Origin of the sequence: Streptomyces sp. MBT53 (assembly GCF_016654115.1) — a bacterium.
Lineage (GTDB): Bacteria > Actinomycetota > Actinomycetes > Streptomycetales > Streptomycetaceae > Streptomyces.
On the sequence record NZ_JAEQAZ010000080.1, the window covers coordinates 1 to 25,191 of the forward strand.

Below are 25,191 nucleotides of genomic sequence, written 5' to 3' on the forward strand. Positions count from 1 at the left end.
CCCCCCAAAGAACCCCCCGGTTCGACCCTCCATCTCGAAGAAGAGGTACACCCGCATGCGCACTCGCACCGTCCTCACCCTCGTCGGCTCCGTCGCCGCGCTCACCCTCCCCTTCACCGTCCCCGCCTCGGCGGCCGACACCCCCGTGCTCACCACCGGCAGCCTCGGCGGTACGCCCGTCGCCGTCGGCGATGTGCTGACCGCGCCCCTGGCCTCCGGCACCAGCGCCACCCTGTACTCCAGCGCGACCGGCACCAGCGGCATCAAGTGCACCTCGTCGCAGTTCACCGCGACCGTCACCGACAACCCGACCGCGCCGGGCACCGCCACCGAGTCCGTCTCCGGGCAGACCTTCAGCAGCAGCAGCTGCACGAGCAACGTCCTGGGCGTCCTCGGCGTCTCCAGCATCACCGTCGACAACCTGCCGTACAGCACCGCGGCCGTCTCGGACGGCACCCTGACCGTCACCCCGGCCAGCGGCTCCACCATCCAGACCACCGTCAAGCTGACCACCCTGCTGGGCAGCATCACCTGCGTCTACCAGGCACCCAGCCTGAGCGGCACGGCGAGCAACACCGACACCAGCATCAACTTCACCAGCCAGGCCTTCACCAAGACCTCCGGCTCGTCCCTGTGCTTCAGCGCGGGCTACTTCACCGCGAAGTACGCCCCGGTGACGGACAACGGCGCGGCGGTCTACACCAACTAGGAAGTAAGCAGGGCCTGTTCGCGCCGAGCTAGCGTCGGCGCAGTCGCAGGGCCAGGGCGGCGCCCCCGGTGAGCACCAGCACCGCGGCGGCGCCGCCCGCCACCATGGGCGCCGAAGGGCCGCCCGAAGAGGCGTCGACGTCGGACGCCACCGGACTGCTGCCGGGCGCGGTGGTCTCCTCGGCGGGGGAGGCCTTCTGCGCCGCGGCGGACGCCGTGGCGCTGGCCGAAGTGCTCGCGGCCGCAGGGGACTTGGACGTAGACGGTGACGGACTCGCCGTCTTGTCCTTCGAACCGGCCGTCCCCGCCGTGGACTTCGACGAAGGAGTGGTGCCGCCGGGGAACACCACGTCCGAGCACGAGTAGTACGTGTCCTCGGTGCTGCTGTTCTGCCAGATCGTGTAGATCAGTTGCCGCCCCGTCCGGCCCGTCGGCAGCGTCGCCTTGATGCGGTACGCGCCACCCGTCAGCGGCGGGTCCTTCACCTCGGCGAACGGCTGCGTCGGCAGCTCGGACCAGGTGAGCGGCTTCGACGGGTCGTAACCGGCCTTCGTCAGATACAACTTGAACGTGCCGGTGTGCGCGATCGTCGACGCGTACGTCATCGTCAGATTCGCCCCCGGCGTCAGCCGCGTCGACGGGAAGTCGCTACGGGCGAGGTCGAGCCCCTTGTAGTCGGACAGACCGCCGCTGCACAGCTTCCCGTCGGGGATCAGCTGCCGGTCCCGCCCGTTGACGTTCGGGACCCGGATGTTGTCCCAGAACGTGAAGGGCTGTCCGTTCGCCGCCACGGCCGCCTTGCAGGCCGCCGTTTTGGCCGCGCTGCCGCCGTCCGGCGAGCAGGCGTACACCCGGCTGACCGGATACGTCGGCGCCCCGTGCGCCTGCGCCGGACCCGCCGCCCAGACGGTGAGCAGCAGCGGGGCCATGGCGGCGCCCGCCATGGCGGTGCGATGTGCGGTCATCCGGGACATCCGGAACGTCTCCTCGGCCGGGGCGGGAACGGTCTGTCCGTGTCATACGGCCCTCGGGCCCCCCGCGTTCAGTCCGCCCCCACGGCCCTCGGGCTCCGCGTGTTCGGTCCGCTCCCGCCGCGTGAACCGGGGCAGATCGGTCAACCGGCCGATGTCGAGGGCGGTTTCCGGCCCGATCGAGGGTTTCCCCCGTATCTCTATGACCTTCTCTTTGCCTATCGTTTGGCCACAGCTGACCCACAGGCAACCCCTGATGAGGCGGCTGCCGCGTCCGGCGCTCTTCGGATCGACCCCCCGCCGCTTCGACGACGAAGCGAATCGACCGCGGCTCCGCCCTGCTCGGAGTCCGGCCACGAAAGGCAAGCCCTTGCGCACTCCCACGGCATTCCCCACCGGACGGACCCTGATATCCGTCGCCGCGGTCTCCGCGGCCCTCCTTGCCACGGTGGCGACCTCGGTGGCCGTCGCCCAGGAACCCCCCACCGCCCTGACCGCCGCGCCGACCCTGTCCGGCCAGACCGAGGCCGCCCCCGGCACCCTCGCCCAGCGTCTCATCGTCGGCTACAAGTCCGGTGCGGCGGAGGCGAGTTCGAACCGGGCCGCCGAAGCCGACGCCACCGCCAAGGGCAAGGAGACCGGCGAGGACGTCGACTTCCAGCGCCGTCTCGGCACCGGCGCCGCCCTCGTCGGCCTCGGCGACGCGAAGAGCACCACCGAAGTCGCCGACGTCATCGCCGAGTTCAGGTCCGACCCGCAGGTCTCCTACGTCGTACCGGACCGGCTGAACACCCCGCAGGCCGACCCGAACGACACCGAGTACGGCAAGCAGTGGGACCTGTTCGAGGCAGCCGCCGGCATGAACGTCCCCGCCGCGTGGCCGACTTCGACCGGCAGCGGGGTCACCGTCGCCGTCATCGACACCGGTTACGTCACGCACTCCGACCTCGCCGCGAACATCGTCGCCGGGTACGACTTCATCACCGACACCGCCGTCTCGGTCGACGGCGACGGCCGCGACAGCAACCCGGCCGACCCCGGCGACTACTACGCGGCCAACGAGTGCGGTACGGGCATCCCGGCCAGCAACTCCTCCTGGCACGGCACCCATGTGGCAGGCACCATCGCCGCCGTCACCAACAACAGCAAGGGCATCGCGGGCATCGCCTACGGCGCGAAGATCTCCCCGCTGCGCGTCCTCGGCAAGTGCGGCGGCTACGACTCCGACATCATCGACGCCATCACCTGGGCCTCCGGCGGCACCGTCTCCGGCGTCCCCGCCAACGGCAACATCGCCAAGGTCATCAACATGAGCCTCGGCGGCGACGGCGCCTGCACCTCGGCCACCCAGAGCGCGATCACCGCCGCCGTGAACCGCGGCACCACGGTCGTGGTGGCGGCGGGCAACGACAACGACAACGTCGCCAACCACTCGCCGGGCAACTGCGCCAACGTCATCTCGGTCGCCGCCACCAACCGTGCCGGCGCCAAGGCGTCCTACTCCAACTACGGTACGGGCGTGGACATTTCGGCCCCCGGCGGCCAGACCAGCACCGGGACCGCCAACGGCATCTACTCCACGCTGAACTCCGGCACCAAGACGCCCTCCACCGAGTCGTACGCCTACTACCAGGGCACCAGCATGGCCACCCCGCACATCGCGGGCCTGGTCGCGCTCATGAAGTCGGCGAACCCCGCGCTCACCCCGGCCCAGATCGAGTCGGCCATCAAGACCAACGCCCGCGCCCTGCCCGGCAGTTGCTCGGGCGGCTGCGGCGCGGGACTCGCGGACGCGGCCAAGACCGTCCAGGCCGTCAGCGGCAACGGCGGTACGACGACGGGGACCACCTTCTCCAGCGGCACCGCCGTCGCGATCCCCGACGCGGGCTCGGCCGTCGAGTCCCCGATCGCCGTCAACGGCCGTACCGGCAACGCGCCTTCGGCCCTCCAGGTCGCCGTCGACATCACCCACACCTACCGCGGTGACCTCGTCCTCGACCTGGTCGCCCCGGACGGCTCGACGTACCGTCTGAAGTCCGCGAGTACCTCGGACTCCGCCGACGACGTCAAGGCCACCTACACCGTGGACGCCTCCGGCGAGACCGCCAACGGCACCTGGAAGCTGCGGGTCCAGGACACCGCCGCCCAGGACACCGGAACCCTCAACAGCTGGAAGCTCACCTTCTGAATCCACAGGTCGTGCACAGAAACCGACCGGCCGACCCGTAAGGAGAGGCGCGCCCCCACGGGCGCCTCCCCGGGGCGGCCGGTCGTCCGTATGGCCGAGAACGGTTGCTGACACGTGCCACAGATACCGAAAGTGGTCAAGAGTCGGGGTGGGGGTGACAGAGAGGTGCAAGTGATGGGAACGTGAGGGATGTTGGTGGTCTTCGAGGGCTAGGTCGAGGGCGTCGGACGGTGAGCTACTGTGTGCAGGGGGTAACAAAAAACGGCATGAGCCGTTGTTTTTTCCTTCACGGGAGTGTTTCAGTCGATGGTGAGGCAGCTACGGGCCGAACAGACCCGCACAACGATCATCACGGCCGCCGCCGAGCTGTTCGACCGGCAGGGCTATGAGTCCACCAGCCTCAGCGACATCGTCGACCACGCCCAAGTCACCAAGGGCGCCCTGTACTTCCACTTCCCGGCCAAGGAAGACCTCGCCCACACCATCCTGGAGATGCAGGTCAGGGCCTCGCGGCAGATGACCAAGGACATGGACAGCCGGGGCTACTCCTCACTGGAGACGCTGATACGTGTCACTTTCGGCATGACCAGGCTGGCCGTCGAGGGCCCCATCCCACGGGCCGGACTCCGGCTCGCCGCAGGGGAGATCGAGGTACGGCCCCCGATGCCGCACCCCTTCACGGAGTGGCTCGACATCGCCGCCCGCAAACTCGCCGGCGCGGTCGCGGAGGCCGACGCGCACCCCGACATCGACGTGGACGCCGTCGCCCGCACCCTCATAGGCCTCTTCGTCGGTATCCGCGTCATCGGGCGCGCTCTGGAACCGGTTGCCCTCCAGCCCCGCAGAACCGCCGAGATGTGGCACCTGGTGATCCGCGGCGTGGTCCCCGTCCCGCGCCGCGCCCGCTATCTCGGCCTCGCCGCGCGACTGGAGCGGGAGATCGGCGCCGGCTGACCCGCCCGGTACGGTGAGCCGCATGCCCGACACCCCCGCCGCGCCCGTGATCCTCGGCAACGAGCCCGGCTCGTTCCCCCACAGCGTGCTGGCCGAACGGCACCCCGCCATCATCCAGCAGGTACGCGACGCCTTCCCCTACGGCCCCGCACAGCACCGCGCCCTCGACGCCCTGCTGAAGAACTGCACCGAGGGCACGGTCCAGCCTCTCCCCGCCGACGCCCCCGACCGCGCCCAGTGGGCCGCCTGGGGCACCGACGAGTACGCCGGACGCTCCTGGTACGACGTCCCCTGGCTCTGGTCCGAGAGCTACTTCTACCGCCAACTCCTGGGCGCCGTAGGCTACTTCGGCCCCGGCGCCTGGCAGGGCATCGACCCGTTCCGCCCGTTCAAACGCGCCGAACTCGACGCTCCCGAGACGGACGAGGAACTCGCCGCCCTCGACGCGCTGGAGGACAAGTCGCCGGCGGAGCGCGGGCAGGCGCTGCTGCACGGCTCCCTCTGGGGCAACCGCGCGGACCTCGGCTTCCGCCTCTCCGCCGCCGGAGCGGAATCGGCCTCGCGGGCCCCCGTCCCGGCCCTGGTCGCCGACGACAGCGACCGGTTGTGGTCGCTCCTCTCCGGCACCCTGTGCCTCGTCGCCGACAACGCGGGCCGCGAACTCATCCCCGACCTGCTGCTGATCGCCCACCTCCTCGACCAGGGGCGCATCGAACAGGCGGTCCTGCACATCAAGCCCCACCCGTACTACGTCTCCGACGCCACCACCACCGACGTCGTCGACGCCCTGCACCGGCTGACCGGAGCGCCGGGTGCGGCGGCGACGTACGGCCGCCGCCTCTGGTCGGCCATGGCGGACGGCCGCCTCACCGTGCGCGCCCACCCCTTCTCCTGCGCCCCGCTGCCGTACGCCGACATGCCCGCCGACCTCCGTGCCGAGTTCGCCGCGGCCACCCTGACGATCGTGAAGGGCGACCTCAACTACCGCCGCCTGGTGGGTGATTGCCGCTGGGCCCCGACCACACCCTTCGTGGACGTCACGGCCTACTTCCCGGGCCCGGTCGCCGCCCTGCGCACCCTCAAGTCCGATGTCATCACCGGCCTCGCCGCCGACACGGAGGCCGCGTTGGTCGCGGCGGAGGAACAGCGCTGGCGCACGGGCGGCACCCATGCCCTGATCCAGGTGCGGGCGTGAACGGGGTGTCCCCGGCGCCCGTCGTGCTGTTGGGTCGTCACTGACGTTCTTGTCGCACGAGGGGAGTACGACCGAGATGCGTATCGGAGTGGCACCGCACCGTCTGTGGCCCGACCGGGACGAGGAGGTGGACGGGGTCCTTCAAGTCGCCGTCAGAGCAGAGGAGTTGGGGTTCGACCATGTCTTCGCGAGCGGCCACGCGGTGGCCGGTGCGACGGGCGTGACCCCGGATCCGCTGATCCTGCTGGCGGCCGTGGCCGGGGCGACACGACGGATCGGGCTGGTCACCAGCGTGCTGGTGGCGGCGCTGTACAACCCGCTGATCCTGGCCCACCAGACCGCCACCCTCGACCGTCTCTCCGGCGGTCGTCTCACGCTCGGTGTCGGCACCGGCTGGGACACCGAGGAGTACGCGGCCGTCGGCGTCCCGTTCGCAGGACGGGGCCGCCGGACCGACGAACAGCTCGCCGTCGTACGGCAGTTGTGGCGCGGTGAGGGCTCCGCGCGGCTCGGGGTGCTGCCCCGTACCGAGGGCGGACCCGGCGTGTGGATCGGTGGACAGAGCGACGCGGCACTGCGCCGGGCCCTGCGCTTCGGCGACGCCTGGCACGGCTCCGGGGTCGATGCCGAGGGGCTCACCGAGGTGCGGGCGCGGCTCGACGCGCTCGGCGGGGAAGCGGGACGCGATCCCGGTGAACTGGCACTGACGGCAGGGCTGTTCCTCGTGCCGCCCGGGTTCGCGCCCGCCGTGAAGGTGCCGGGACGCCCGCTGGGCGGAGCCGACGCGAGCGCCGAGAGCGTCCGGGACGAACTGGGCCGGCTGTCCGACGCCGGGCTGGTCTCCGCGTCCCTTTGGTTGCCGGTGAGCACGGAGGCGCTGCCGGACGCGCTCGCGTGGGTCGGCGAGGAGGTCGTTTCGCGTCTCGCGGGGGAGTGAAGTCGCCCTTGAGTCAAGGGAGTTGACCATGCCCTGATGCCGGGCCGCCGCTGTGGGAGCGGCCCGGCGTCGGCTCAGCCGAGCCGTACGTCCTGCCACACCATCCGGTGGTCCGAGGTGACGACCGTGGTGCCGTCGCCGACCAGGCGGTACAGCGGGTCGTCGGAGGTCGGCCAGAACACGCCGTTCTTCCCGGGGACCAGGCCCTTGGACGGCAGGACGTGGTCCACGCGCAGATTGCCCGGCGCCGTGTCGTTGAAGTCGCCCGTGTCGTAGGCCGGGTTGCCGATCTGGCCGGTGTTGGCGCCGCCCTGGAGCTTCGCCGCCTCGACTCCGCCCGCGCTGGCGGGCGGCTTCGCGGGCAGGTTGATCGCCGGGTGGTCGAGGAACTGCCGTACGGCGTGGTCGTAGCTGTCGCCGTCGTACGGATCCGCGTTCTGGTCGCCCGCGATCACGAACCGCGCGCCGGGCCGCAGCCCGCCCCGGACGCCCTTGTCGTCGTAGAGATAGGTGCTGCGCGCGTGGCCGCCGATGTAGTCGGCCCACAGCCGGATCTCGTCGTGGTTGCGGCGGCCGTTGCGGTCCTCCGGGCCGTCGAAGGTGGGCGGCGTCGGGTGCGAGACCAGGAAGTGCACGGTCTCGTGGCCGAGCCGGACCGGCACGTCCCAGTGGCTCTTGGAGGAGAGCCGGAAGACCGCGCGGGCCGCGTCGCTGTAGTAGCCCGGCGGGATCACGTTGCCCGGCATGTCCTTCCAGAGGAAGTGCTGGAAGGTGCGCACCGCGCGGGTGTCGATCGGGAACTTGGACAGGACGACCATGCCGTACTGCCCCGGGAAGAAGCCGTAGCCGAACGCGTCCTGCCCGTACGCGTCCGAACCCGGCGTCGTGACCACGCCGTTCTTGCCGTCGAGATCGACGCCCGAGGGGACGCCCGTGTTCACCGGGCCGGTGAAGTGGTACGGGAAGTGGATCGGACGGGCGCCGTTGTGGCCCCGGGACAGGTAGTTGTCGAGGAACAGCCGGACCGCCGCGCCGCCCTCGACATAGTCGAACTCGTTGATCAGCAGGATGTCCGGGTTCACCCGCTGGATCGTCTCGGCGACATTGCGCGCCTGGGCGTTGTCGGGCGTCGACAGATCGGTGACCAGCGCACCCTGCGTGGCACGGTTCAGCGAGGCGTTGAACGTGGCGAACCGCACGGTCCGCCCGTACCCCTGGCGCCCGGACGCCGACGCCGGGAACGCGGCGGTACCGGCCAGCGCCGCCCCGGCCAGGGAGGCGAGCGCGGTACGGCGGGAGAAAGAGCTGGAGTGGTTCATCGGGACTCCGGCGAGGGAGGGGACACGTGAACCCCCGTAGTCTGCGCGCGTAGAAGTGAACGCCACAAGATGCGGGCGAAACTCATGGGTTCACCGCCGATTCACGCGATGGTGTGATCATGTCCCCTGCCCGGGATGGCCGCCCAGGGCCACGGGTAGGGCCCGGCCATGACCCAGCCGTTCGAACTCCCGCACTTCTACATGCCGTATCCCGCGCGCCTCAACCCGCATCTGGACGAGGCCCGCGCCCACTCCTCCACGTGGGCACGCGAGATGGGCATGCTGGAGGGCTCCGGGATCTGGGAGCAGGCCGACCTCGACGCGCACGACTACGGCCTGCTCTGCGCCTACACCCACCCCGACTGCGACGGGCCCGCCCTGTCGCTGATCACCGACTGGTACGTGTGGGTCTTCTTCTTCGACGACCACTTCCTGGAGATCTTCAAACGCAGCCAGGACCGCGCCGGCGGCAAGGCCTACCTTGACCGGCTCCCGCTCTTCATGCCGCTGGACCTCACAACTCCCGTACCGGAGCCGGAGAATCCGGTCGAGGCGGGGCTCGCCGACCTGTGGGCGCGCACGGTGCCGTCGATGTCCGTCGACTGGCGCCGCCGCTTCGCCGTCGCCACCGAGCACCTCCTCAACGAGTCCCTGTGGGAGCTGTCCAACATCAACGAGGGGCGCATCGCCAACCCCGTCGAGTACATCGAGATGCGCCGCAAGGTGGGCGGCGCCCCCTGGTCGGCGGGGCTCGTGGAGTACGCGACCGCCGAAGTGCCCGCGTCCGTCGCCGGATCGAGGCCGCTGCGGGTACTGATGGAGACCTTCTCCGACGGCGTCCACCTGCGCAACGACCTCTTCTCCTACCAGCGGGAGGTCGAGGAGGAGGGCGAGAACAGCAACGGCGTGCTCGTCCTGGAGACCTTCTTCGGCTGCACCACCCAGGAGGCCGCCGACACCGTCAACGACGTCCTCACCTCCCGGCTCCACCAGTTCGAGCACACCGCGTTCACCGAAGTGCCCGCCGTGGCCCTGGAGAACGGACTCACCCCGGACGAGGTCGCCGCCGTCGCCGCCTACACGCAGGGGCTGCAGGACTGGCAGTCCGGCGGCCACGAGTGGCATCTGCGCTCCAGCCGCTACATGAACGAAGGCGCCCTCGACAACTCGTCGCTGAACGGGCCGACCGGCCTCGGCACCTCCGCCGCCGACATCGGCGCCCTGCTCGCCTCCGCCGGCGCCGAACGGCTGCGCGCCTACACCCACGTCCCCTTCCAGAAGGTCGGGCCCTCCCAACTCCCCGACTTCTACATGCCGTTCCAGGTCGAACTGAGCCCGCACCTCGACGGCGCCCGGCACCGCCTCGTCGACTGGATGCACTCCGTCGGCATGCTGGAGGAGGGCGTCTGGGACGAGGAGAAACTCGCCGCCGCCGACCTCCCGCTCTGCGCGGCCGGCATCGACCCGGACGCCACCGAGGAGGCCCTCGACCTCAGCTCGCGCTGGCTCGCCTGGGGCACCTACGGCGACGACTACTACCCCCTCGTCTACGGCGTCCGAGGCGACCTCGCCGCCGCCCGCGTCACCACGGCCCGCCTCTCCGACTGCATGCCCGTCGAGGGACCCGCGGTCGTCGTGCCGGTCAACGCGATGGAGCGCGGGCTCATCGACCTGTGGGCCCTCACCACCGCCGAGATGCCCGTGGACGACCGGCACACCCTGAAGGACTCCATCAACACGATGACCGAGAGCTGGGTCTGGGAGCTGTCCAACCAGATCCAGCACCGCATCCCCGACCCGGTCGACTACCTGGAGATGCGCCGCGCCACCTTCGGCTCCGACCTCACCCTCAGCATGTGCCGCATGGGCCACGGCCCGAAGGTCCCGCCCGAGGTCTACCGCACCGGCCCGGTCCGCGCCCTGGAGAACGCGGCCATCGACTACGGCTGCCTCATCAACGACGTCTTCTCCTACCAGAAGGAGATCGAGTACGAGGGTGAGGTCCACAACGCCATCCTTGTCGTCCAGAACTTCTTCGGCATCGACTACCCGACCGCGCTCGGCGTCGTCCACGACCTGATGACCCAGCGCATGCGCCAGTTCGAACACGTCGCCGCGAACGAACTGCCCGTCGTCTACGACGACTTCGACCTCTCGGACGAGGCACGCGAGATCATGCGGGGCTATGTGACCGACCTCCAGCACTGGATGGCGGGCATCCTGAACTGGCACCGCGAGGTAGACCGCTACAAGTCCGGCTACCTGGCCCGCCGTTCACACGGCTTCCTCCCGGACCGGGTGCCGGCGATGCCCTTCGCCTGACGCCCCGTCAACCGAGGTCCCTGGGGTCCCGAACCCGCTCGGTCACTTCCTCGGCGAGCTTCCGTGCGGCCGTGGCAGCGGCGCCCGAGAGCTCGCCGAGTATCGCGTCGGCGGCGGCCAGGGTCGCGCGGGCCTCTTCCGGGAGGTCCGCGTCGGCCAGCGCGCGGGTCAGGGCGTAGTGCTCCTCGGCGATGAACCGGCCGAGGTTGACACCCTGCCAGTGCCTCAGGGAGTCGTCGGCCGGGGTGGCGAGGATGTCTCGGAGGGCTGCCAACGTCCGCTTCGCCTGGGCGAGTTCACCCGTCTCCCGCTCCAGACGGGCCTGGGTCAGCCGGGCCGAGACACGGTCCCACGCCGTGTCCTGGAGGGCGGCGTAGAGGCGCTGGGCGCGCAGCGCCTGCGGGAGATCGCCCAACCGCTCGAAGTCGCGGGCGAGCCAGGACAGGGGAGATGTGTCCAGAGCCTTCTTCGCGTCCGGGCGTCTCAGCCTGCCCTGGTCCATCTCGATCTCGTCGAGGGCGCGGATCAGCGTGACCCGGGCCAGCTCGGTCAGTCCCTGATCCATGGCCAGATCGGTCCAGGTGTCCGACGGCTCGTCGGACAGGTCCGTGCCGAAGAAGCAGTCGTCCAGGGCGAGCGCCCACTCCCGCAGGGCCGCCGCGTCCGCGTCCGGTCCCGGCAGTTCGCTCAGCCCGCACGCGGTGTCGAAGTCCGTCTCCCGCACCTCGTGCAGCAACGGCAGATCCTCGGTGTGCCCCTGCAGCCCCACGAGCACGGCGGCGAGCCGGAGTTCGTCCGTCATCGACGACTCCGTCTCGCGCCGCAGCAGATGTCGCAGCAGCTCCAGATCGCCGTCCGCGCGGTCGAACTGCGCGGCCCGCAGGGCGAGTCGACGCCGTACGGGGTCTCCGGCCACCGTGTCCCACACCGTACGGTCGCCCGCGCGCAGCGCCGCCAGATCAGCTCGCCCCTGGGCCAGCACCGGCTCCCACAGCGGGGGACGGGGATGCCGGTCGAGGAGTGCGTAGGCGCCGCCCTCCCCTTCGTTCAGGAGCAGGAAGTCGGGCTCCGTACGCAGCAGGGCCGCGTGCAGCATGCCGATCAGCTCGACCGGGGAACGCTCGGACAGGCCCAGGGCGGCGCGGAGCCGGGGCCGCGCCTCGTCGAGGCCGTAGTCCTCGCGGAACTCGTCCTCCGTCTCCGTGACCACTGCCAGGATCTTCTCCGGGCCGTCGGACGGGGACAGGTCCAGATGGTCGCGCCAGCCGGGCAGACCGATCAGGAGCTCCAGCGCCTCGTCGACACTGGAGCCGATGATCCCGGCCGAGCCCTCGGAGTCGGCGTACAGCACGGAACCGTCCGCGCACACGAAGTACGTACCGCCCGTGTCGTCGCCCGCGACAGGCCGCAGCGGGCCGCCGGAGGCGAGCCGGACCGCCTCGCCGTGCTGTGCGCGGCGCAGGTCGAAGTCGAAGGGGAACGCGGCCAGTTCGGCCAGGTGGGCGTGCTGTCGGAGCAGCCGCAGGGCGTGATCGGTCATGTCACAGAACGTAACAGGCGGCACTGACAACGGGCCCGGGCCGCGGGAGTGAGGCGTCACGCACGCCTGCTGCGCGCAGGACCGGCTTCCCTCTCCTGACCCTCGGTCAGTCTCACTCGTTCGTGGCACGTCGGGCACCGGTGCGCCGGGTAGAGCATCTGCCGGAGGCGATCCATGGAACAGACCGCGTTGCGTCCCAAGCCGATGCCCGGCCAGGAGCCCGGCGACGGCACCAAGCCCGGCACGACCCGGCGCCCGCACGCCGCGCGGCGCCGCGGCCGACGGCTCATCACCCTGCTGTTCAGCGTGTTCGTCGGGACCGTCCTGGTGCTCTCGGGGGTCGGGCTCGGCACGGTCGGCGCCACCGTGATCGGTATGAGCAAACTCGCCGACATGCAGCGCCAGGCGGCCCGGCAACCGGCACGGACGGCCACCCCGGGCACCCCGGCAGACCGCTCCGCGTCCGCCGCGAGCCCGATGTCACCGCCTGCGTCGCCCACGTCCGCCACGTCGGCCGGCGCGACGCTCGGGGTGGAGGCCGTGGACGCGGAGAAGGCGGGTGCGCTGATCGTCGGCGTTCACATGCCCGGCCCCGGGTACACGGCGGGTCTTGTCCGCGGTGACGTGCTGCTCACGTTCGGCGGTGCCCGGATCGACTCGGCGGCCGACCTCGCGCACGCCGTCACCCGCGCCCACCCGGGGAAGGAGGTCACCGTCACGGTGCGTCACCGCAGCGGCGGCTTCCAGCAGTTCACCGTGGTCCCCGGCTTCGTCGTCTGACGCGCGGCGAGCCACCGAGCGTGCGGGCCGGAAGCGCGTCGTTCCCGTCGATCGGCTCGCGTGGGCCTCCGGGTGCGGGCAGGATGCTGCCCGTAGCCACCTTTCGCCCGTTCTCGGAGGCCTGAATGACCGGTAGCACGTCCGCGCCCTTCACCGCCGCCGACTACCGGGCCCGCATGGACCGCGCCGCGCAGGCCGCCGCCGACGCCGGTCTCGGAGGGCTGCTGATCGCTCCGGGCCCGGACCTCGTGTGGCTCACCGGCTACGCGCCCACCGCGCCCACCGAACGGCTCACCGTCCTCGTCCTGGCCCCCGGGCGCTCCCCGGTCCTCGTCGTCCCCACCCTGGAGGCCCCCGACGCCGCCAAGGCCCCCGGAGCCGACGCCCTCACCCTGCGTGACTGGACCGACGGCAAGGACCCCTACGCGGCCACCGCCGCCCTGCTCGACGCGACCGGCCGCTTCGGCATCAGCGACAACGCCTGGGCGATGCATCTGCTGGCACTCCAGAGGACGCTGCCCGACACGACCTATGCCTCCCTGACCGACGCGCTGCCGATGCTGCGCGCGGTGAAGGACGCGGCGGAGCTGCGGCTCATGGCAGCCGCCGGAGCGGCTGCGGACGCAGCGTACGAGGAGATCCGGAAGGTTCCCTTCGCCGGCCGCCGCGAATCCGACGTCGGCGCCGATCTGGCCGATCTGCTGCGGCAGTTCGGGCACTCCCAGGTCGACTTCACCATCGTCGCCTCGGGCCCCAACGGAGCCAACCCGCACCACGAGGTGGGCGACCGTGTCATCCAGCGGGGCGACATGATCGTCCTCGACTTCGGCGGCCTCAAGGACGGCTACGGCTCCGACACCTCGCGCACGGTCCACGTCGGCGAACCCGACGACGAGGAACAGCGCGTCCACGACCTCGTCCGCGAGGCCCAGGAGGCCGGCTTCCGCGCGGTACGCCCCGGAGTCGCCTGCCAGGAGGTCGACCGGGCCGCCCGCGCGGTCATCGACGACGCCGGATACGGCCCCTACTTCATCCACCGCACCGGCCACGGCATCGGCGTCACCACGCACGAGCCGCCGTACATGATCGAGGGCGAGGAACAGCCCCTCGTGCCCGGGATGTGCTTCTCCGTGGAGCCCGGCATCTATCTGCCCGGCCGCTTCGGGGTGCGCATCGAGGACATCGTCACGGTGACCGAGGACGGCGGTCGACGGCTCAACAACACGGCCCGCGAGATGGCCCTGGTGGACTGACGACGACCAGGAGCCCCGACCCCCGAACGGCAGCGGCGCGACCATGACCCAGGCACCGACACCCACCGCGGACACCGTCCGACAACTGGTCCGTTCCCTGCTCAAGGACAGTGCGGCCGACAGCACCGGACCCGAGGTACGGCCCGTCGCCGAGGGCGGCGAGCACTCCACGTGGTGGGTCGGCACCCGCCATGTGCTGCGCCTCGCCCCAGACCGTGAGGCCACCCTGCGGCAGCGCCGCGAACTGCGTCTGCGCGACCTCGTACGGCCGTATCTCCCCGTCGCCGTGCCGACGAGCGTGGCGCACGGCGAGTGGGCGCCCGGGCTCACCTACACGCTGGACACCAAGGTGCCCGGCCGGTCGGGCGAGGACCAGGACGTCTCCGCGGTCGGCGAGGCCGACCTCGCCGGGCTGCTCACCGGACTGCGCGAGGTGCCCGTCCGGCAGGCCGAGGCGCTCGGCGTCCCGCGTACCGCCCCGCGTTCCCTGGAGGCCCTGCGCCGCGCCGCCGAGCAGGCGGCCGAACGGCTGGCCGCCGCCGACGAGTTCGACGCCGCCCGCCTCCACCAGCTCACCCAGCCCGGCGCGGTCCAGCTCGCCGCGCAGTCCGCCACCGCGGTCCTCGTCCACCACGACCTCAAGGGCGAGCACCTCGTGGTGAGCGCCGACGGCCGGGTGCGCGGTGTCCTGGACTGGACCGACGCGGCCCTCGGCGACCCCGCGGAGGACATCGCCGGGCTCGCGCTGGCCGTCGGCGCCCCCGCCGCCGTCCGCGCCGCCACCCTCGCCGGCTACGGCGCCCGCCCCTGCCTGCGCGGCCTCTGGCTCGCCCGCTGCGACACGGTGGTCCGCCTCGCCGACCACCTCAAGAGCCGCGACAGCGGTCCTCTGCCTCTCCTGAGAGCCCAACTGCGGCGCACCTGGGAGGCGATCCTGCTGGAGCGGGTGACGGAACTGCGGGACGGGGACGGGGAGTTGTAGCGCGCAAACGTCTACGTAAACGCTCGCGTAAACGTCTACGCAAGCGTGTGCGTAAACGCTTGCGCAAGCCTTTGCGTAAACGTATGCGCAAGCGTTTACGCCTGCGCCAGCACCACGCACGACTCCCCGGGCAGCCGCAGCAACCCGTCCGCCCCCGGTACCTCCACCGGGTCCCACGCGGCCAGGATCTCCGCCGGGCGGGTGCCCAGGGGGATCGCGGCCGGTTCCTTGCCGAGGTTCACCGCGACGCGCACGTCGCCGCGTCGGAGGGCGAGCCAGCCGGCGTCCTCGTCGTAGGCCACCTTGGTGTCGGAGAGGTCGGGGTCGGTGAGGTCGGGCTGCTGGTGCCGGAGGGCGATGAGGCGGCGGTACCAGGCCAGCACGCGCGCGTGGGGCTCGCGCTCCGGTTCCGACCAGTCCAGGCAGGAGCGGTCGCGGGTCGCCGGGTCCTGCGGGTCGGGCACGTCCTCCTCGGCCCAGCCGTGGGCCGCGAACTCCCGCCGCCTGCCCCGCCGTACGGCGTCCGCGAGGTCCGGGTCGGTGTGGTCGGTGAAGAACTGCCAGGGTGTGCCCGCCGCCCATTCCTCGCCCATGAACAGCATCGGCGTGAAGGGGCCGGTGAGCGTCAGCGCCGCCGCGCAGGCCAGCAGGCCGGGGGAGAGGGAGGCCGAAAGGCGGTCCCCCTGGGCGCGGTTGCCGATCTGGTCGTGGGTCTGGCTGTAGCCGAGCAGCCGGTGGGCGGCCACGCGGGTACGGTCCAGGGGGCGGCCGTGGTGCCGGTTGCGGAAGCTCGAATAAGTGCCGTCGTGGAAGTAGCCGCCCGTGAGCGTCTTGGCGACCGCCGCGAGCGGGGACCGCGCGAAGTCCGCGTAGTAGCCCTGCGATTCACCGGTCAGCGCGGTGTGCAGGGAGTGGTGGAAGTCGTCGTTCCACTGGGCGTGCAGCCCGAGACCGCCCTCCGCGCGGGGGGTGACCACACGCGGGTCGTTCAGGTCGGACTCGGCGACCAGGAAGAGCGGTCGGCCCGTCTCGGCGGCCAACGCGTCGACGGCGGCGGACAGTTCCTCCAGGAAGTGGCACGCGCGCGTGTCCTGCAGCGCGTGCACCGCGTCCAGCCGCAGCCCGTCGATCCGGTAGTCGCGCAGCCATGCCAGCGCGCTGCCCAGGAGGAAGGCCCGCACCTCGTCGGAGCCGGGCGCGTCCAGGTTCACGGCGCTGCCCCACGGGGTCTGGTGGGTGTCCGTGAAGTACGGGCCGAACGCGGGCAGGTAATTCCCGGACGGGCCAAGGTGGTTGTGCACCACGTCGAGCACGACGCCCAGACCGAGTTCATGGGCCCGGTCGACGAACCGCTTCAGCGCCTCGGGGCCGCCGTAGGGCTCGTGCACGGCCCACAGGGAGACACCCTCGTAACCCCAGCCGTGGCGGCCGGGGAACGGGCACAGGGGCATCAACTCGACGTGGGTGACGCCCAGTTCGGCGAGATGGCCGAGCCGGTCGGCCGCCGCGTCCAGGGTGCCCTCGGGCGTGTACGTGCCGACGTGCAGCTCGTAGAGGACCGCGCCCGGCAGCGGGCGCCCCGGCCAGTCGGCGGTGCGCCACGCGTACCGCTCGTGCTCGACGACGGCGCTCAGGCCGTCCGGGCCGTCCGGCTGGCGGCGCGAGCGCGGGTCGGGCAGCGGCGGGCCGTCGTCGACCGCGAACCCGTACCGCGTGCCGTCGCCCGCCTCCGCCTCGCCGCTCCACCACCCCACGCGGTCGGGATCGCGCTCCAACGCGCGCGTGGCGCCCTCGCGATGGAGCGTCACACGGTCTGCCTCTGGTGCCCACACCTCGAACTGCACGGACGGTTCCCCTTCGTCTGCTCACCGGGATGTAGCCCGTCCATCGTGCTTCAAACGAGATCAATCCGCTTTTGAATCCACCCCTTTGGCGCAGGTGTCGTCATCTTCGCGCGCGTGCGGGCCGTTTCCGCGTCTTCTGGACACCCGGGGTTCACTGCCCGACAATCACGAACGTGACGTCGTCCTTCGAGTTCCACACGTACCCCGCGCGGTTGTCCGACGTGGAGCGCGACAAGGCGCTCAAGGTCCTCCATGACGGCGTCGCCATGGGACGGCTGTCGCACGACACGTTCATCCGGCGCATGGAGCTGGCACTCGCCGCCCGCCGGTCCGAGGAACTCGTCGCGCTCACCGCCGACCTGCCCACCGAAAGCCGCCTCTCCCGCGCCCTGTTCGGCACCGTCGAGGCCGTCTCCGGGTTCACGGTACGGCTGCGCAGGGCCTGGCAGGCCGAGCGGCTCCCCAAGCTGCTGCTGCCCCACCCCGGCAGCGGACACTCGCTGCGCATCGGCCGCGACCCCGCCAACGGGCTGCGCCTGACCCACGAGACGGTGTCCCGGGTGCACGCCGAACTCAGCCGCCAGGGCGGCATGTGGGTGCTGCGCGACCTCGGTTCGACCAACGGCACGACGGTCAACGGCCGTCGGGTGATCGGCGCGGCCGTCGTCCGCGAGGGCGATCAGATCGGCTTCGGACGGATGGCGTTCCGGCTCGCCGTGAACTGAGCCGGACCGACTCAGGACCGACTCAGGACCGACTTCGGACCGAGCCCGAACTCAGCCCCACCTCACCTCTGGCCTGGGCTTTACCCGATGTGGCGATCTTGGGTGCGAGTGAAATCCCTTTGCGTACGGCGGTGTTGACGTACCCCTCAGGCCGTGACTGACTGTGCGTACACCATGCACATCAGGTGAACCGACGGCACCACTTTTGTGGAGGTGTGCCCTGCCACCACTCCTCCGCTACCCGTCCGTGGACGAACTCGCGGCCCAGGCCGCCGCGCTCGTCGCCCGCCGCCCCCGGGACGCCCGGCTGCGCCGTGTCGGGACCTCCCGCGCCGGTACGCCCCTGTGGCTGCTCTCCGTGGGCCACGGCAGCCGCCAGGCCCTCGTGGTCGCCGGACCGCACGCCAACGAACCCGTGGGCGGCGCGACGGTGCTGCGCCTGGCCGAACGGGTCCTCGCCGACCCGCGGTTGAGCGAGGGCGCCGACGCCACCTGGAACCTGCTGCTGTCCCTCGACCCCGACGGCTCGCGCCGCAACGAGGGATGGCTGCCCGGCCCCTACAGCCTCGGCCGGTACTTCCGGAACTTCTTCCGGCCCGGCTTCCTTGAACAGCCCGAGTGGCTGCCCGACGGCGCGGCCGGAGCCCGACTCCCGGAAACCCGCGCCCTGTTGGAGGTCCAGGACGAACTGCGGCCCTTCCTCCAGTGCTCCCTGCACGGCGTCGACGTCGGCGGCGGCTTCGTCGAACTGACCCGCGACCTCCCCGGCCTCGCCCAGCGCGTCGCGCACACCGCGGCCCGCCTCGGCATCCCGCGCGAACTCGGGCCGTACGACACCCTGTACTGGCCCGGCATCGGCCCCGCCGTCTACCGCATCCCACCACCGCGCAGGGGCGATCTGGCCGCCGCCATCACCGAGGCCGCCGTCGAGTCGACCTGGTTCCACCCACACCGGCACGGCACGGTCACCGCGGTCGTGGAGGCGCCGATGTGGGGCGTGTCCGGCGTCGAGGACGGCAGCCCGCCCGCCGACGCGGACGCGGTCCTGCGCACCGTCAGCCACACCCTGCGTCACGACACCCGCATCCTGGAGCAACTCCTCGCGCGCATAAGGCCGTACGTGCAGGGCGCGGCAGCGGAGCCGGGGGAGGTGCGGCCGTGCGCGGGCGTCGGGGAGGCGGGGAAGCTCTCCCATGCCGGCGCGGTGGGACCGCCGACGGCCGACGCGGCCGACAGCCGCCCCCGGCACGACGTCGGTCGTCCCGCTCCCGTGCCGGCGGCCACGCCCGGTCTGCTGCCCCGCACGCTTCTCGTGCCCGACGCCGCGCGGCTGCTCGCGCCGGTCGACGACTACCTGCTGGTGTGCCCCGGGCTCGCAGACGCGTGGGATCCCGATGTCGACACCAGTGCCGCGCGCCCGCTGCCGCCGCTCAACACCGCGCATCTCGCGGCCCTGCGCATCGCGGGCCGGCGCCTCGCGCTGCGCACGGCGGGGCTGCTGTACCAGCTCGTCGTCGCCTCCGGGAGCGACCCGGCCGGTGTGCTGCCGGAGCTGGACCGGCTGATCGACGAGTGGTGCGCCGACTACCGGGACGGCTTCGGGGCGCGCTGGATCTCCGTCGCACGCCAGGTCGAGTACCAGTCGCGCGTGGTGCTCAGCGCGTTCGAACTGGCCCGGCGGTACACGCCCGTTCGCTCCCGTTCGGGTGAGCCGGGCTGGGGTACGGAGAGCGCGGTGCCGATGCACCTGGAATGACACACACCTCCCGAACGACCACTCTCCGGGGTGCTCTCCTGGCAGCGGCAGTACTCCTCGCCGCAGGCCAGGCACCCGCCCACGCGGCGCCCCGGCACGGCCTCCAGGGCGACTGGCTCCACCTCACCGTCACCCGTGGCGACAGCCGGTCCACTGACACGCGCGGGACCCTGCTCCTGTGCGACCCGCCCCAGGGCCATGCCCACGCGGCCGAGGCCTGTGCCGAACTGGCCGCGGTGGGCGGTGACATCGACGCCATCCCGGCCGCCAGCGTGTTCTGCCCGATGATCTACGCCCCGGTGACCGCCCACGCGCGCGGGGAGTGGCAAGGGCGTCCGATCGACTACACGAGGACCTTCTCGAACGGGTGCGTCATGGCGGCGCGGACCGGAGGCGTCTTCGCGCTCGACGGCTGACCGGTACGGGCGGGGTCAGGCCGAGCGCCGGGCACGCGCGCGTGAAGCCTCGCCGACTCCGTCCGCCTGCTCGCGCGCGTACAGCGCCGCCGCCACGACCGTGCGGGACTGGTGCTCCACCTGGTGCTCCAGCGGCACCCAGCGGGCGCGGAAGCGCTCCGCGAAGGCGTCGCTCCAGTTCGCGACGAGGTGTTCGAGCAGGGGTGCCGCGCGGTCGTCGGTCTCCCGCAGCACCCGCAGCAGCATCGCCGCCGCCCGTAACGGCAGCCGGCGCCCGAACGCGTCCACGCTGCCGACGTACGCCATCGTGGTGTCGGCCGGCGAGGTGTGCGTCCAGTCCGCGGCCAGGCCGGGCACCAGCTCCAGCGCCCACTTGGCGGCCCGCAGCAGCGGCCCGTCGACGCCCTGGAGCCGCGGCAGCGCCTCGGCGAGCACCCGCTCCACCTCCCGCCCGTCCCGCACCAGCCGGCGCGCCAGCCGCCGTAACGCCGCCGCAGGGGCGGGATGCGGTGCCGGGTCGTCCACCAGGTCGCTCGCCCACATCGGGACCTCCACGACCGCCGTCAGGCCGCCGTAGCGGTGCGCGTGGTACCAGGTGCTGTGCCGGGCGTCGTCCGGCATGCTCGGGTAGGCCGCGTCCGAACCGGGCGCCGGCATCACATGCACCCCGGGCCCCGAGGCGGGCCAGCCCGCCGCGTCCGAGGCGCCCGTCTCCACCGGGATGCGCAGCTCCGCCGCCGACTTGGCGAACGGTTCGGCCAGCCCCGGTATGTCCTTCGTCAACTGCACCCAGCTGCCGCCCAGGTCGGTGCCGTGCAGGGTCACCTGGAGGTAGGGCCGCAGTTCGTCGATCACCCGGGTCAACGCACGCGTCTCCGGGGGCAGCCGATCGGGCGGCAGCACCGAGGGCGACCACTCCGGCTGCTCCGGGCCCGCCGGGCGGAAGAAGCCGAGGTGGTAGTCGAACAGGCTGCGCGGGGCCGGGGTGACGTGCAGGCTCGCCCCGTCCGGGTCCGCGCAGAGCAGGAAGTGCCAGGAGGTGTCCGACCTCAACTCCCGTTCGCGGACCACCCGTTCGGCGAGTGCGAGGAGGGTGGAGCCGCCGGTCGGCTCATTGGCGTGGGCGCCCGCGACCACCAGGACGGCGCGCCGGGCGTGCCCCACGGACAGCAGGTGAAGTGGTCTGCCCGCGCGGGAGACACCCACTTGGCGCAGGGTGCACAGGGCGGGCCGGTGAGCGGCCAACGCCCGGGCGGACGAGACCAGTTCGGCCACACTGGGGTATCGCAACTCCGGCAGGAGACTCACCCCCGACTACTCCGCCCCGGCTTCGCAACCGCAGTACTTCATGGCCTCTGTGAACTGTCAAGAAGACCGCGGGGGAGGCTCCAGGGGGCGCCCAGGGGCATTTACCGGCAGCCGGTAGGCGCGTTGGTGCCAGCAGGGGGCCGGGGATTTCCAGGGGGTTTCCCGGGTTCTCGCGCTCACCCCCGGTGACGTCGTCGTCGTGCACACGCGCGTGCCCCCGCATCAGGGACACCGCCCTCCCGGCCCGCCACCGCACGCCCGCGGCTCGACCCGCGCCCCGGGTCCGTACGCGGGTGCGAGCCGGTGGCCGGGGACCCGCCGCACGCCGTAGGACCAGGGCGCGACCGCCTCACCCGTACGGCCGTACGGGAGCTGCGGTCCGCGCGGTGCGGTGGTCGGCTGGGGACAGCCGCGTGCGCGCAGGACGCGGACGACCGGCCGCGCGCCTCCTCGACGGCGTGCGGCGGAGCTGCGACCACGGGAGCGGACGGCGGTGCTGTGTCTCACGGACGTGACCGTCCCCCGGACCGCGGGCGCCCCGGCCCGTCCACCGGGCCCGCCGAGCCTGCGGACGGCTGTACGGGACCCGTATCCGCTCTACCGCATCCTCCGCACGCACTACCCGCTGGTCTACGACGAGCCGTTCGGAGCGTGGCTCCTCAGTCGCTACGACGATGTCCGCGCGGCCCTCGCCGACCCGAGGCTCGTCGCCGTGTCCGGGGGCGGGATCCCGGCCGTACCCGAGGCGGGCCGGTTCGTGGACCGGGTCCTGCACGGGCCCGCACTGGCCGCGCTCACCGCCGCCGTCGAACGCAGCGCCCATGTCCTCGCCCGGCGCCTCGCCGCCCGCGAGGACGCCGACCTGGTGGCCGAGTTCTGTGACTGGCTGCCCACCGCCACGGCCGTGGCCGCGCTCGGGCTGCCGTACGAGGAGACCGCGCGGGTGCACCGCTGGTGCCGCACGGGACTCGGCCGCTCCGGGGGCGGCCGTCCCGAACTGGGCGCCTTCCTGCGGCCGTTGACGGCCCGGCGGCGCGCCCATCCGGGCGGTGACCTGCTGTCCGTGCTGTGCACCGCGCGGAGCGACGGCGGCCCGCTGTCGGACGACACCGTCACCGGGCTGGTGGGCACGCTGCTCGGCGCGTCCGGCGCGAGCACCGCGCGGGCGCTCGCGTCGTTCCTCGCCAACCTCCTCGACCATCCACACCAGTTGGACGTGCTCCGCACCCGCCCCGACCTCGTGCCGGGCGCCTGGGCGGAGTCCCTGCGCCGCGATCCGCCGCTGCACATCGTGCTGCGCAGGGCCGTCGCACCCGTCGGCCCGATACCCGCCGGAGCCACCGTCGCCTGTCTGCTCGGCGCCGCGGGACGCGACCCGGAACGCTTCACCGACCCGGACCGCTACGACGCCTTCCGCACCGACCCCGGACCGCTCGCCCACGACACCGGTCTCGACGCCCTGCTGGCCGCTCTCACGGCCGAACACGGTCTACGGGCCCTCCTGTCCGCCCTGCCGGGTCTGCGCCGCGCACCGGGCCCCCGGCACCGGCCCGACGACCTGGTCCGCCGCTCACCCCGGACCCTCCGAGTGCACACCTAGTCAGAGACCTCCAGCAGCACCACCGGCGACAGCTCGAAGAGCTCCGCCACGCGCGCGTGCCCCGTGAACCGCCGCTCCGGAGCGAGCACATCGGCCCACCGCCCCGGCGGCAGCGGGAGCACCGTGTCACGCCAGCCGCCCGCCTCCGCGAGCCGCGACGACAGCCGGGTCACCGCCGTGACCGCGGCCCCCGAGCGGGCGAACGCCACACAGTGCGCCGCCGCCGGGCCCTCCGCCGTCAGCGGGGCGTACGTCGCCGCGTCGCCGAAGGCCTCGGGACGGCGGGCCCGCAGCCGCAGCGAGGCGGCCGTCACCGCGCCCTTGGCACCCGCCTCCGGGGGCGGGAACGGCACCGGCCGCCGGTTGTCGGGGTCGACCAGGGCCAGGTACTCGGCCTCGGTGCCCTGGTAGAGGTCCGGCACACCCGGCATCGTCAGCTGGAGCAGCGCGGCGCCCAGCACGTTCGCCCGGATGTGCGGCTCCAGCGCCGCGCGGAACGCGGCCACACGCTCACCGGGCGGCCCGCACGGGCCCGCCGCGACGAACGCCGCCACCGCCTCCTCGTACGACGGCTGCTGCTCCGTCCAGCTCGTGTGCAGACCCGCCTCCCGCACATGCTTCAACAGGGCGCCCTGCACGCGCTCCGCGTCCGCCGGGCCGAGACCGAACACCGTCTGCCAGGCCGCCCACGCCAGTTGCGCGTCCGGCACCCCCTCGCCGGTACGGGTCACCTCGGTCAGCACGTCCGCCCAGCGCTCCGGCACCTCGGTGAGCACGGCCAGCGCGGCCCGTACGTCCGCGCTGCGCTTGGTGTCGTGGGTCGACAGCACGGTGCCCGCCACCGGCCAGTCGCGCTGCACGCGCGCGCAGTACGCGTGGAAGTCCTCCGGGGACACCGCCGGACCGCCCGGATCGCCGCCCACCTCGGTCGCCGACAGCAGCGGCACATAGCGGTAGAACGCCGTGTCCTCCACGGACTTGGCCCGCAGCGCGGACGCCGTCTGCGCGAACCGGACCCGGAACTCGACCTCCTCGGGCCCGTCCCCGTACCGCCCCAGCAGCAGGTCCCGTACGACGTCGACGGCACCCGCCTCCTCCGCGACGACGAACGCCTGCCGGGCCTCGGCCGCCGCCTCCTCGGTGACGACGGCCCCGGTGTCGCCCGAGGTGTACGGCCGGTAGACCTCCATGCGCACCAGGAACTCCACCAGCGCGGTCCGCAGCGCCCAGGGGGCCCGGTCGCGCAGCGCGGGCTCCGGGGACGCGGCGCACAGCCGGCTCACCACCCGGGTGAGCCGGTCCAGCTCGGCGTCCAGCTCGTGCGTGAGCACCTTGTACGCCGCCCGCCGCACCGTCGCCTCCCAGTGCCCGCCACGGTCCGGCTGCGGGGCCGCGAACCTCCGGTACTGGCCCAGGAGTTCCCCCGCCCCCGCCGGGTCCGTGAACACCCCGTCGACGTGCCTGAGGGCGTCGTAGCCGGTGGTGCCCGCGACGGGCCAGGACGCCGGCAGCCGCTCCCCGTCCGCGAGGATCTTCTCCACGACCGTCCAGCGGCCCCCGGTCGCCTCGTGCAGCCGCCGCAGGTAGTCGTCCGGGTCGGCGAGGCCGTCGGGGTGGTCGACGCGCAGCCCGTCCACGACGCCCTCGCGGAGCAGCTGCAGGATCTTGCCGTGCGTGGCGTCGAAGACCTCCGGGTCCTCCACGCGGACCCCGATCAGTTCCGAAATGCTGAAGAAGCGCCGGTAGTTGAGCTCGGTGCGGGCCAGCCGCCACCACCCGAGGCGGTACCACTGCGCGTCCAGGAGCCGCGGCAACGGCAGCTCCCCGGTGCCCGCACGCAGCGGGAACACATGGTCGTAGTAGCGCAGCACGTCACCGTCGACCTCCAGGTGATCGATCTCCGAGCCGACCGGACCGCCCAGCACCGGCAGCAGCAACCGCCCGCCCTGCGCCTCCCAGTCGATGTCGAACCACCGCGCGTACGGCGACTTGGGGCCCTCCCTGAGCACCTCCCACAGGGCGTGGTTGTGGCGCGGGGCCATGGCCATGTGGTTGGGCACGATGTCCATGACCAGACCGAGACCGTGCTCCCGCGCGGTGCGTGACAGGGCCCGCAGACCGTCCTCGCCGCCGAGTTCGTCCCGCACGCGCGCGTGGTCCACGACGTCGTAGCCGTGCGTCGAACCCGGGACGGACTCCAGGACGGGGGAGAGGTGCAGGTGCGAGACGCCGAGCGACGCCAGGTACGGCACGGCCGCCGCGGCCGCCGCGAACGGGAACTCGGGCTGCAGCTGCAGCCGGTAGGTGGCCGTGGGCACTGCCGGGTCGGGTCGTTCAGGTGTCATGCAGACCTGTGTACCCGCCCGGCCGCCCTTCGTGTCATCGACCCCGGC

Annotated in this window: 19 protein-coding genes; 13 read left to right on the forward strand and 6 right to left on the reverse strand. The window is 72.4% G+C overall.

The annotated features are described in order from the left end of the window. The first annotated feature begins 55 nt into the window (after nt 1-55). On the forward strand, nt 56-709 hold the full coding sequence (locus tag JHN45_RS26830; protein WP_200717713.1) for a Tat pathway signal sequence domain protein: 654 nt from the start codon (nt 56-58) through the stop codon (nt 707-709). A gap of 28 nt (nt 710-737) precedes the next feature. Here the strand turns inward: JHN45_RS26830 and JHN45_RS26835 are convergent, their stop codons facing one another. Then, entirely contained in the window at nt 738-1,682 is a 945-nt protein-coding gene (locus tag JHN45_RS26835) for a lytic polysaccharide monooxygenase (protein ID WP_201050953.1), read from the reverse strand. A 367-nt stretch (nt 1,683-2,049) separates the two neighbouring features. Between JHN45_RS26835 and JHN45_RS26840 the strand changes: the two genes are divergently transcribed. From JHN45_RS26840 to JHN45_RS26855, 4 genes are all read left to right on the forward strand, one after another. Continuing rightward, a complete protein-coding gene (locus JHN45_RS26840; RefSeq protein ID WP_201050954.1) occupies nt 2,050-3,867 on the forward strand; it encodes a S8 family serine peptidase in 1,818 nt (605 codons plus the stop codon). A gap of 306 nt (nt 3,868-4,173) precedes the next feature. Continuing rightward, the gene (locus JHN45_RS26845; protein ID WP_200716297.1) at nt 4,174-4,821 is read left to right on the forward strand and encodes a ScbR family autoregulator-binding transcription factor; all 648 of its coding nucleotides are present in this window, start codon (nt 4,174-4,176) and stop codon (nt 4,819-4,821) included. A gap of 22 nt (nt 4,822-4,843) precedes the next feature. Next, nucleotides 4,844-6,016: a damage-control phosphatase ARMT1 family protein gene (locus tag JHN45_RS26850; RefSeq protein ID WP_201050955.1), complete on the forward strand. Its 1,173-nt coding sequence runs from the start codon at nt 4,844-4,846 to the stop codon at nt 6,014-6,016. Nucleotides 6,017-6,092: 76 nt separating this feature from the next. After that, on the forward strand, nt 6,093-6,953 hold the full coding sequence (locus JHN45_RS26855) for a TIGR03619 family F420-dependent LLM class oxidoreductase (RefSeq protein ID WP_201050956.1): 861 nt from the start codon (nt 6,093-6,095) through the stop codon (nt 6,951-6,953). Between the two features lie 74 nt (nt 6,954-7,027). Here JHN45_RS26855 and JHN45_RS26860 read toward each other — a convergent pair whose 3' ends face one another. Beyond that, a complete protein-coding gene (locus JHN45_RS26860) occupies nt 7,028-8,272 on the reverse strand; it encodes an endonuclease/exonuclease/phosphatase family protein (RefSeq protein WP_201050957.1) in 1,245 nt (414 codons plus the stop codon). A gap of 168 nt (nt 8,273-8,440) precedes the next feature. Between JHN45_RS26860 and cyc2 the strand changes: the two genes are divergently transcribed. Next, nucleotides 8,441-10,594, forward strand: coding sequence for a germacradienol/geosmin synthase Cyc2 (cyc2, locus tag JHN45_RS26865; RefSeq protein WP_201050958.1), 2,154 nt, complete (start codon nt 8,441-8,443; stop codon nt 10,592-10,594). A gap of 7 nt (nt 10,595-10,601) precedes the next feature. Here cyc2 and JHN45_RS26870 read toward each other — a convergent pair whose 3' ends face one another. Next, nucleotides 10,602-12,134 carry a hypothetical protein gene (locus JHN45_RS26870; protein WP_201050959.1) on the reverse strand — a complete coding sequence of 511 codons (1,533 nt, stop codon included), beginning with the start codon at nt 12,132-12,134 and terminating at the stop codon, nt 10,602-10,604. A gap of 174 nt (nt 12,135-12,308) precedes the next feature. Between JHN45_RS26870 and JHN45_RS26875 the strand changes: the two genes are divergently transcribed. The 3 genes from JHN45_RS26875 to JHN45_RS26885 all read left to right on the forward strand — a co-directional run bounded on the left by JHN45_RS26875 (nt 12,309) and on the right by JHN45_RS26885 (nt 15,149). Further along, on the forward strand, nt 12,309-12,914 hold the full coding sequence (locus JHN45_RS26875) for a PDZ domain-containing protein (protein WP_200716303.1): 606 nt from the start codon (nt 12,309-12,311) through the stop codon (nt 12,912-12,914). Nucleotides 12,915-13,039: 125 nt separating this feature from the next. Beyond that, nucleotides 13,040-14,167: an aminopeptidase P family protein gene (locus tag JHN45_RS26880; RefSeq protein ID WP_201050960.1), complete on the forward strand. Its 1,128-nt coding sequence runs from the start codon at nt 13,040-13,042 to the stop codon at nt 14,165-14,167. A gap of 43 nt (nt 14,168-14,210) precedes the next feature. Continuing rightward, a complete protein-coding gene (locus tag JHN45_RS26885; protein ID WP_201050961.1) occupies nt 14,211-15,149 on the forward strand; it encodes a phosphotransferase family protein in 939 nt (312 codons plus the stop codon). A 95-nt stretch (nt 15,150-15,244) separates the two neighbouring features. Here the strand turns inward: JHN45_RS26885 and treZ are convergent, their stop codons facing one another. Continuing rightward, nucleotides 15,245-16,993: a malto-oligosyltrehalose trehalohydrolase gene (treZ, locus tag JHN45_RS26890; protein WP_201050962.1), complete on the reverse strand. Its 1,749-nt coding sequence runs from the start codon at nt 16,991-16,993 to the stop codon at nt 15,245-15,247. Nucleotides 16,994-17,166: 173 nt separating this feature from the next. On the opposite strand from treZ, the gene JHN45_RS26895 reads away from it, so the two are divergent. The 3 genes from JHN45_RS26895 to JHN45_RS26905 all read left to right on the forward strand — a co-directional run bounded on the left by JHN45_RS26895 (nt 17,167) and on the right by JHN45_RS26905 (nt 19,890). Then, complete coding sequence (locus JHN45_RS26895) at nt 17,167-17,718, forward strand: DUF1707 and FHA domain-containing protein (RefSeq protein WP_200717085.1); 552 nt, start codon at nt 17,167-17,169, stop codon at nt 17,716-17,718. A 247-nt stretch (nt 17,719-17,965) separates the two neighbouring features. Beyond that, entirely contained in the window at nt 17,966-19,474 is a 1,509-nt protein-coding gene (locus tag JHN45_RS26900) for a M14 family zinc carboxypeptidase (protein WP_201050963.1), read from the forward strand. Beyond that, a complete protein-coding gene (locus JHN45_RS26905; protein ID WP_201050964.1) occupies nt 19,471-19,890 on the forward strand; it encodes an SSI family serine proteinase inhibitor in 420 nt (139 codons plus the stop codon). Before JHN45_RS26900 ends, JHN45_RS26905 begins: the two co-directional genes overlap by 4 nt. Nucleotides 19,891-19,905: 15 nt before the next feature. Here JHN45_RS26905 and JHN45_RS26910 read toward each other — a convergent pair whose 3' ends face one another. Beyond that, a complete protein-coding gene (locus JHN45_RS26910; protein ID WP_201050965.1) occupies nt 19,906-21,198 on the reverse strand; it encodes a M14 family zinc carboxypeptidase in 1,293 nt (430 codons plus the stop codon). Between the two features lie 493 nt (nt 21,199-21,691). Between JHN45_RS26910 and JHN45_RS26915 the strand changes: the two genes are divergently transcribed. Further along, entirely contained in the window at nt 21,692-22,798 is a 1,107-nt protein-coding gene (locus JHN45_RS26915; protein ID WP_201050966.1) for a cytochrome P450, read from the forward strand. Here JHN45_RS26915 and treY read toward each other — a convergent pair. Then, nucleotides 22,795-25,143 (reverse strand): malto-oligosyltrehalose synthase, encoded by a 2,349-nt coding sequence (gene treY / locus JHN45_RS26920; protein WP_201050967.1) that lies wholly within the window; start codon nt 25,141-25,143, stop codon nt 22,795-22,797. The genes JHN45_RS26915 and treY overlap by 4 nt on opposite strands. Nucleotides 25,144-25,191: the final 48 nt, after the last annotated feature.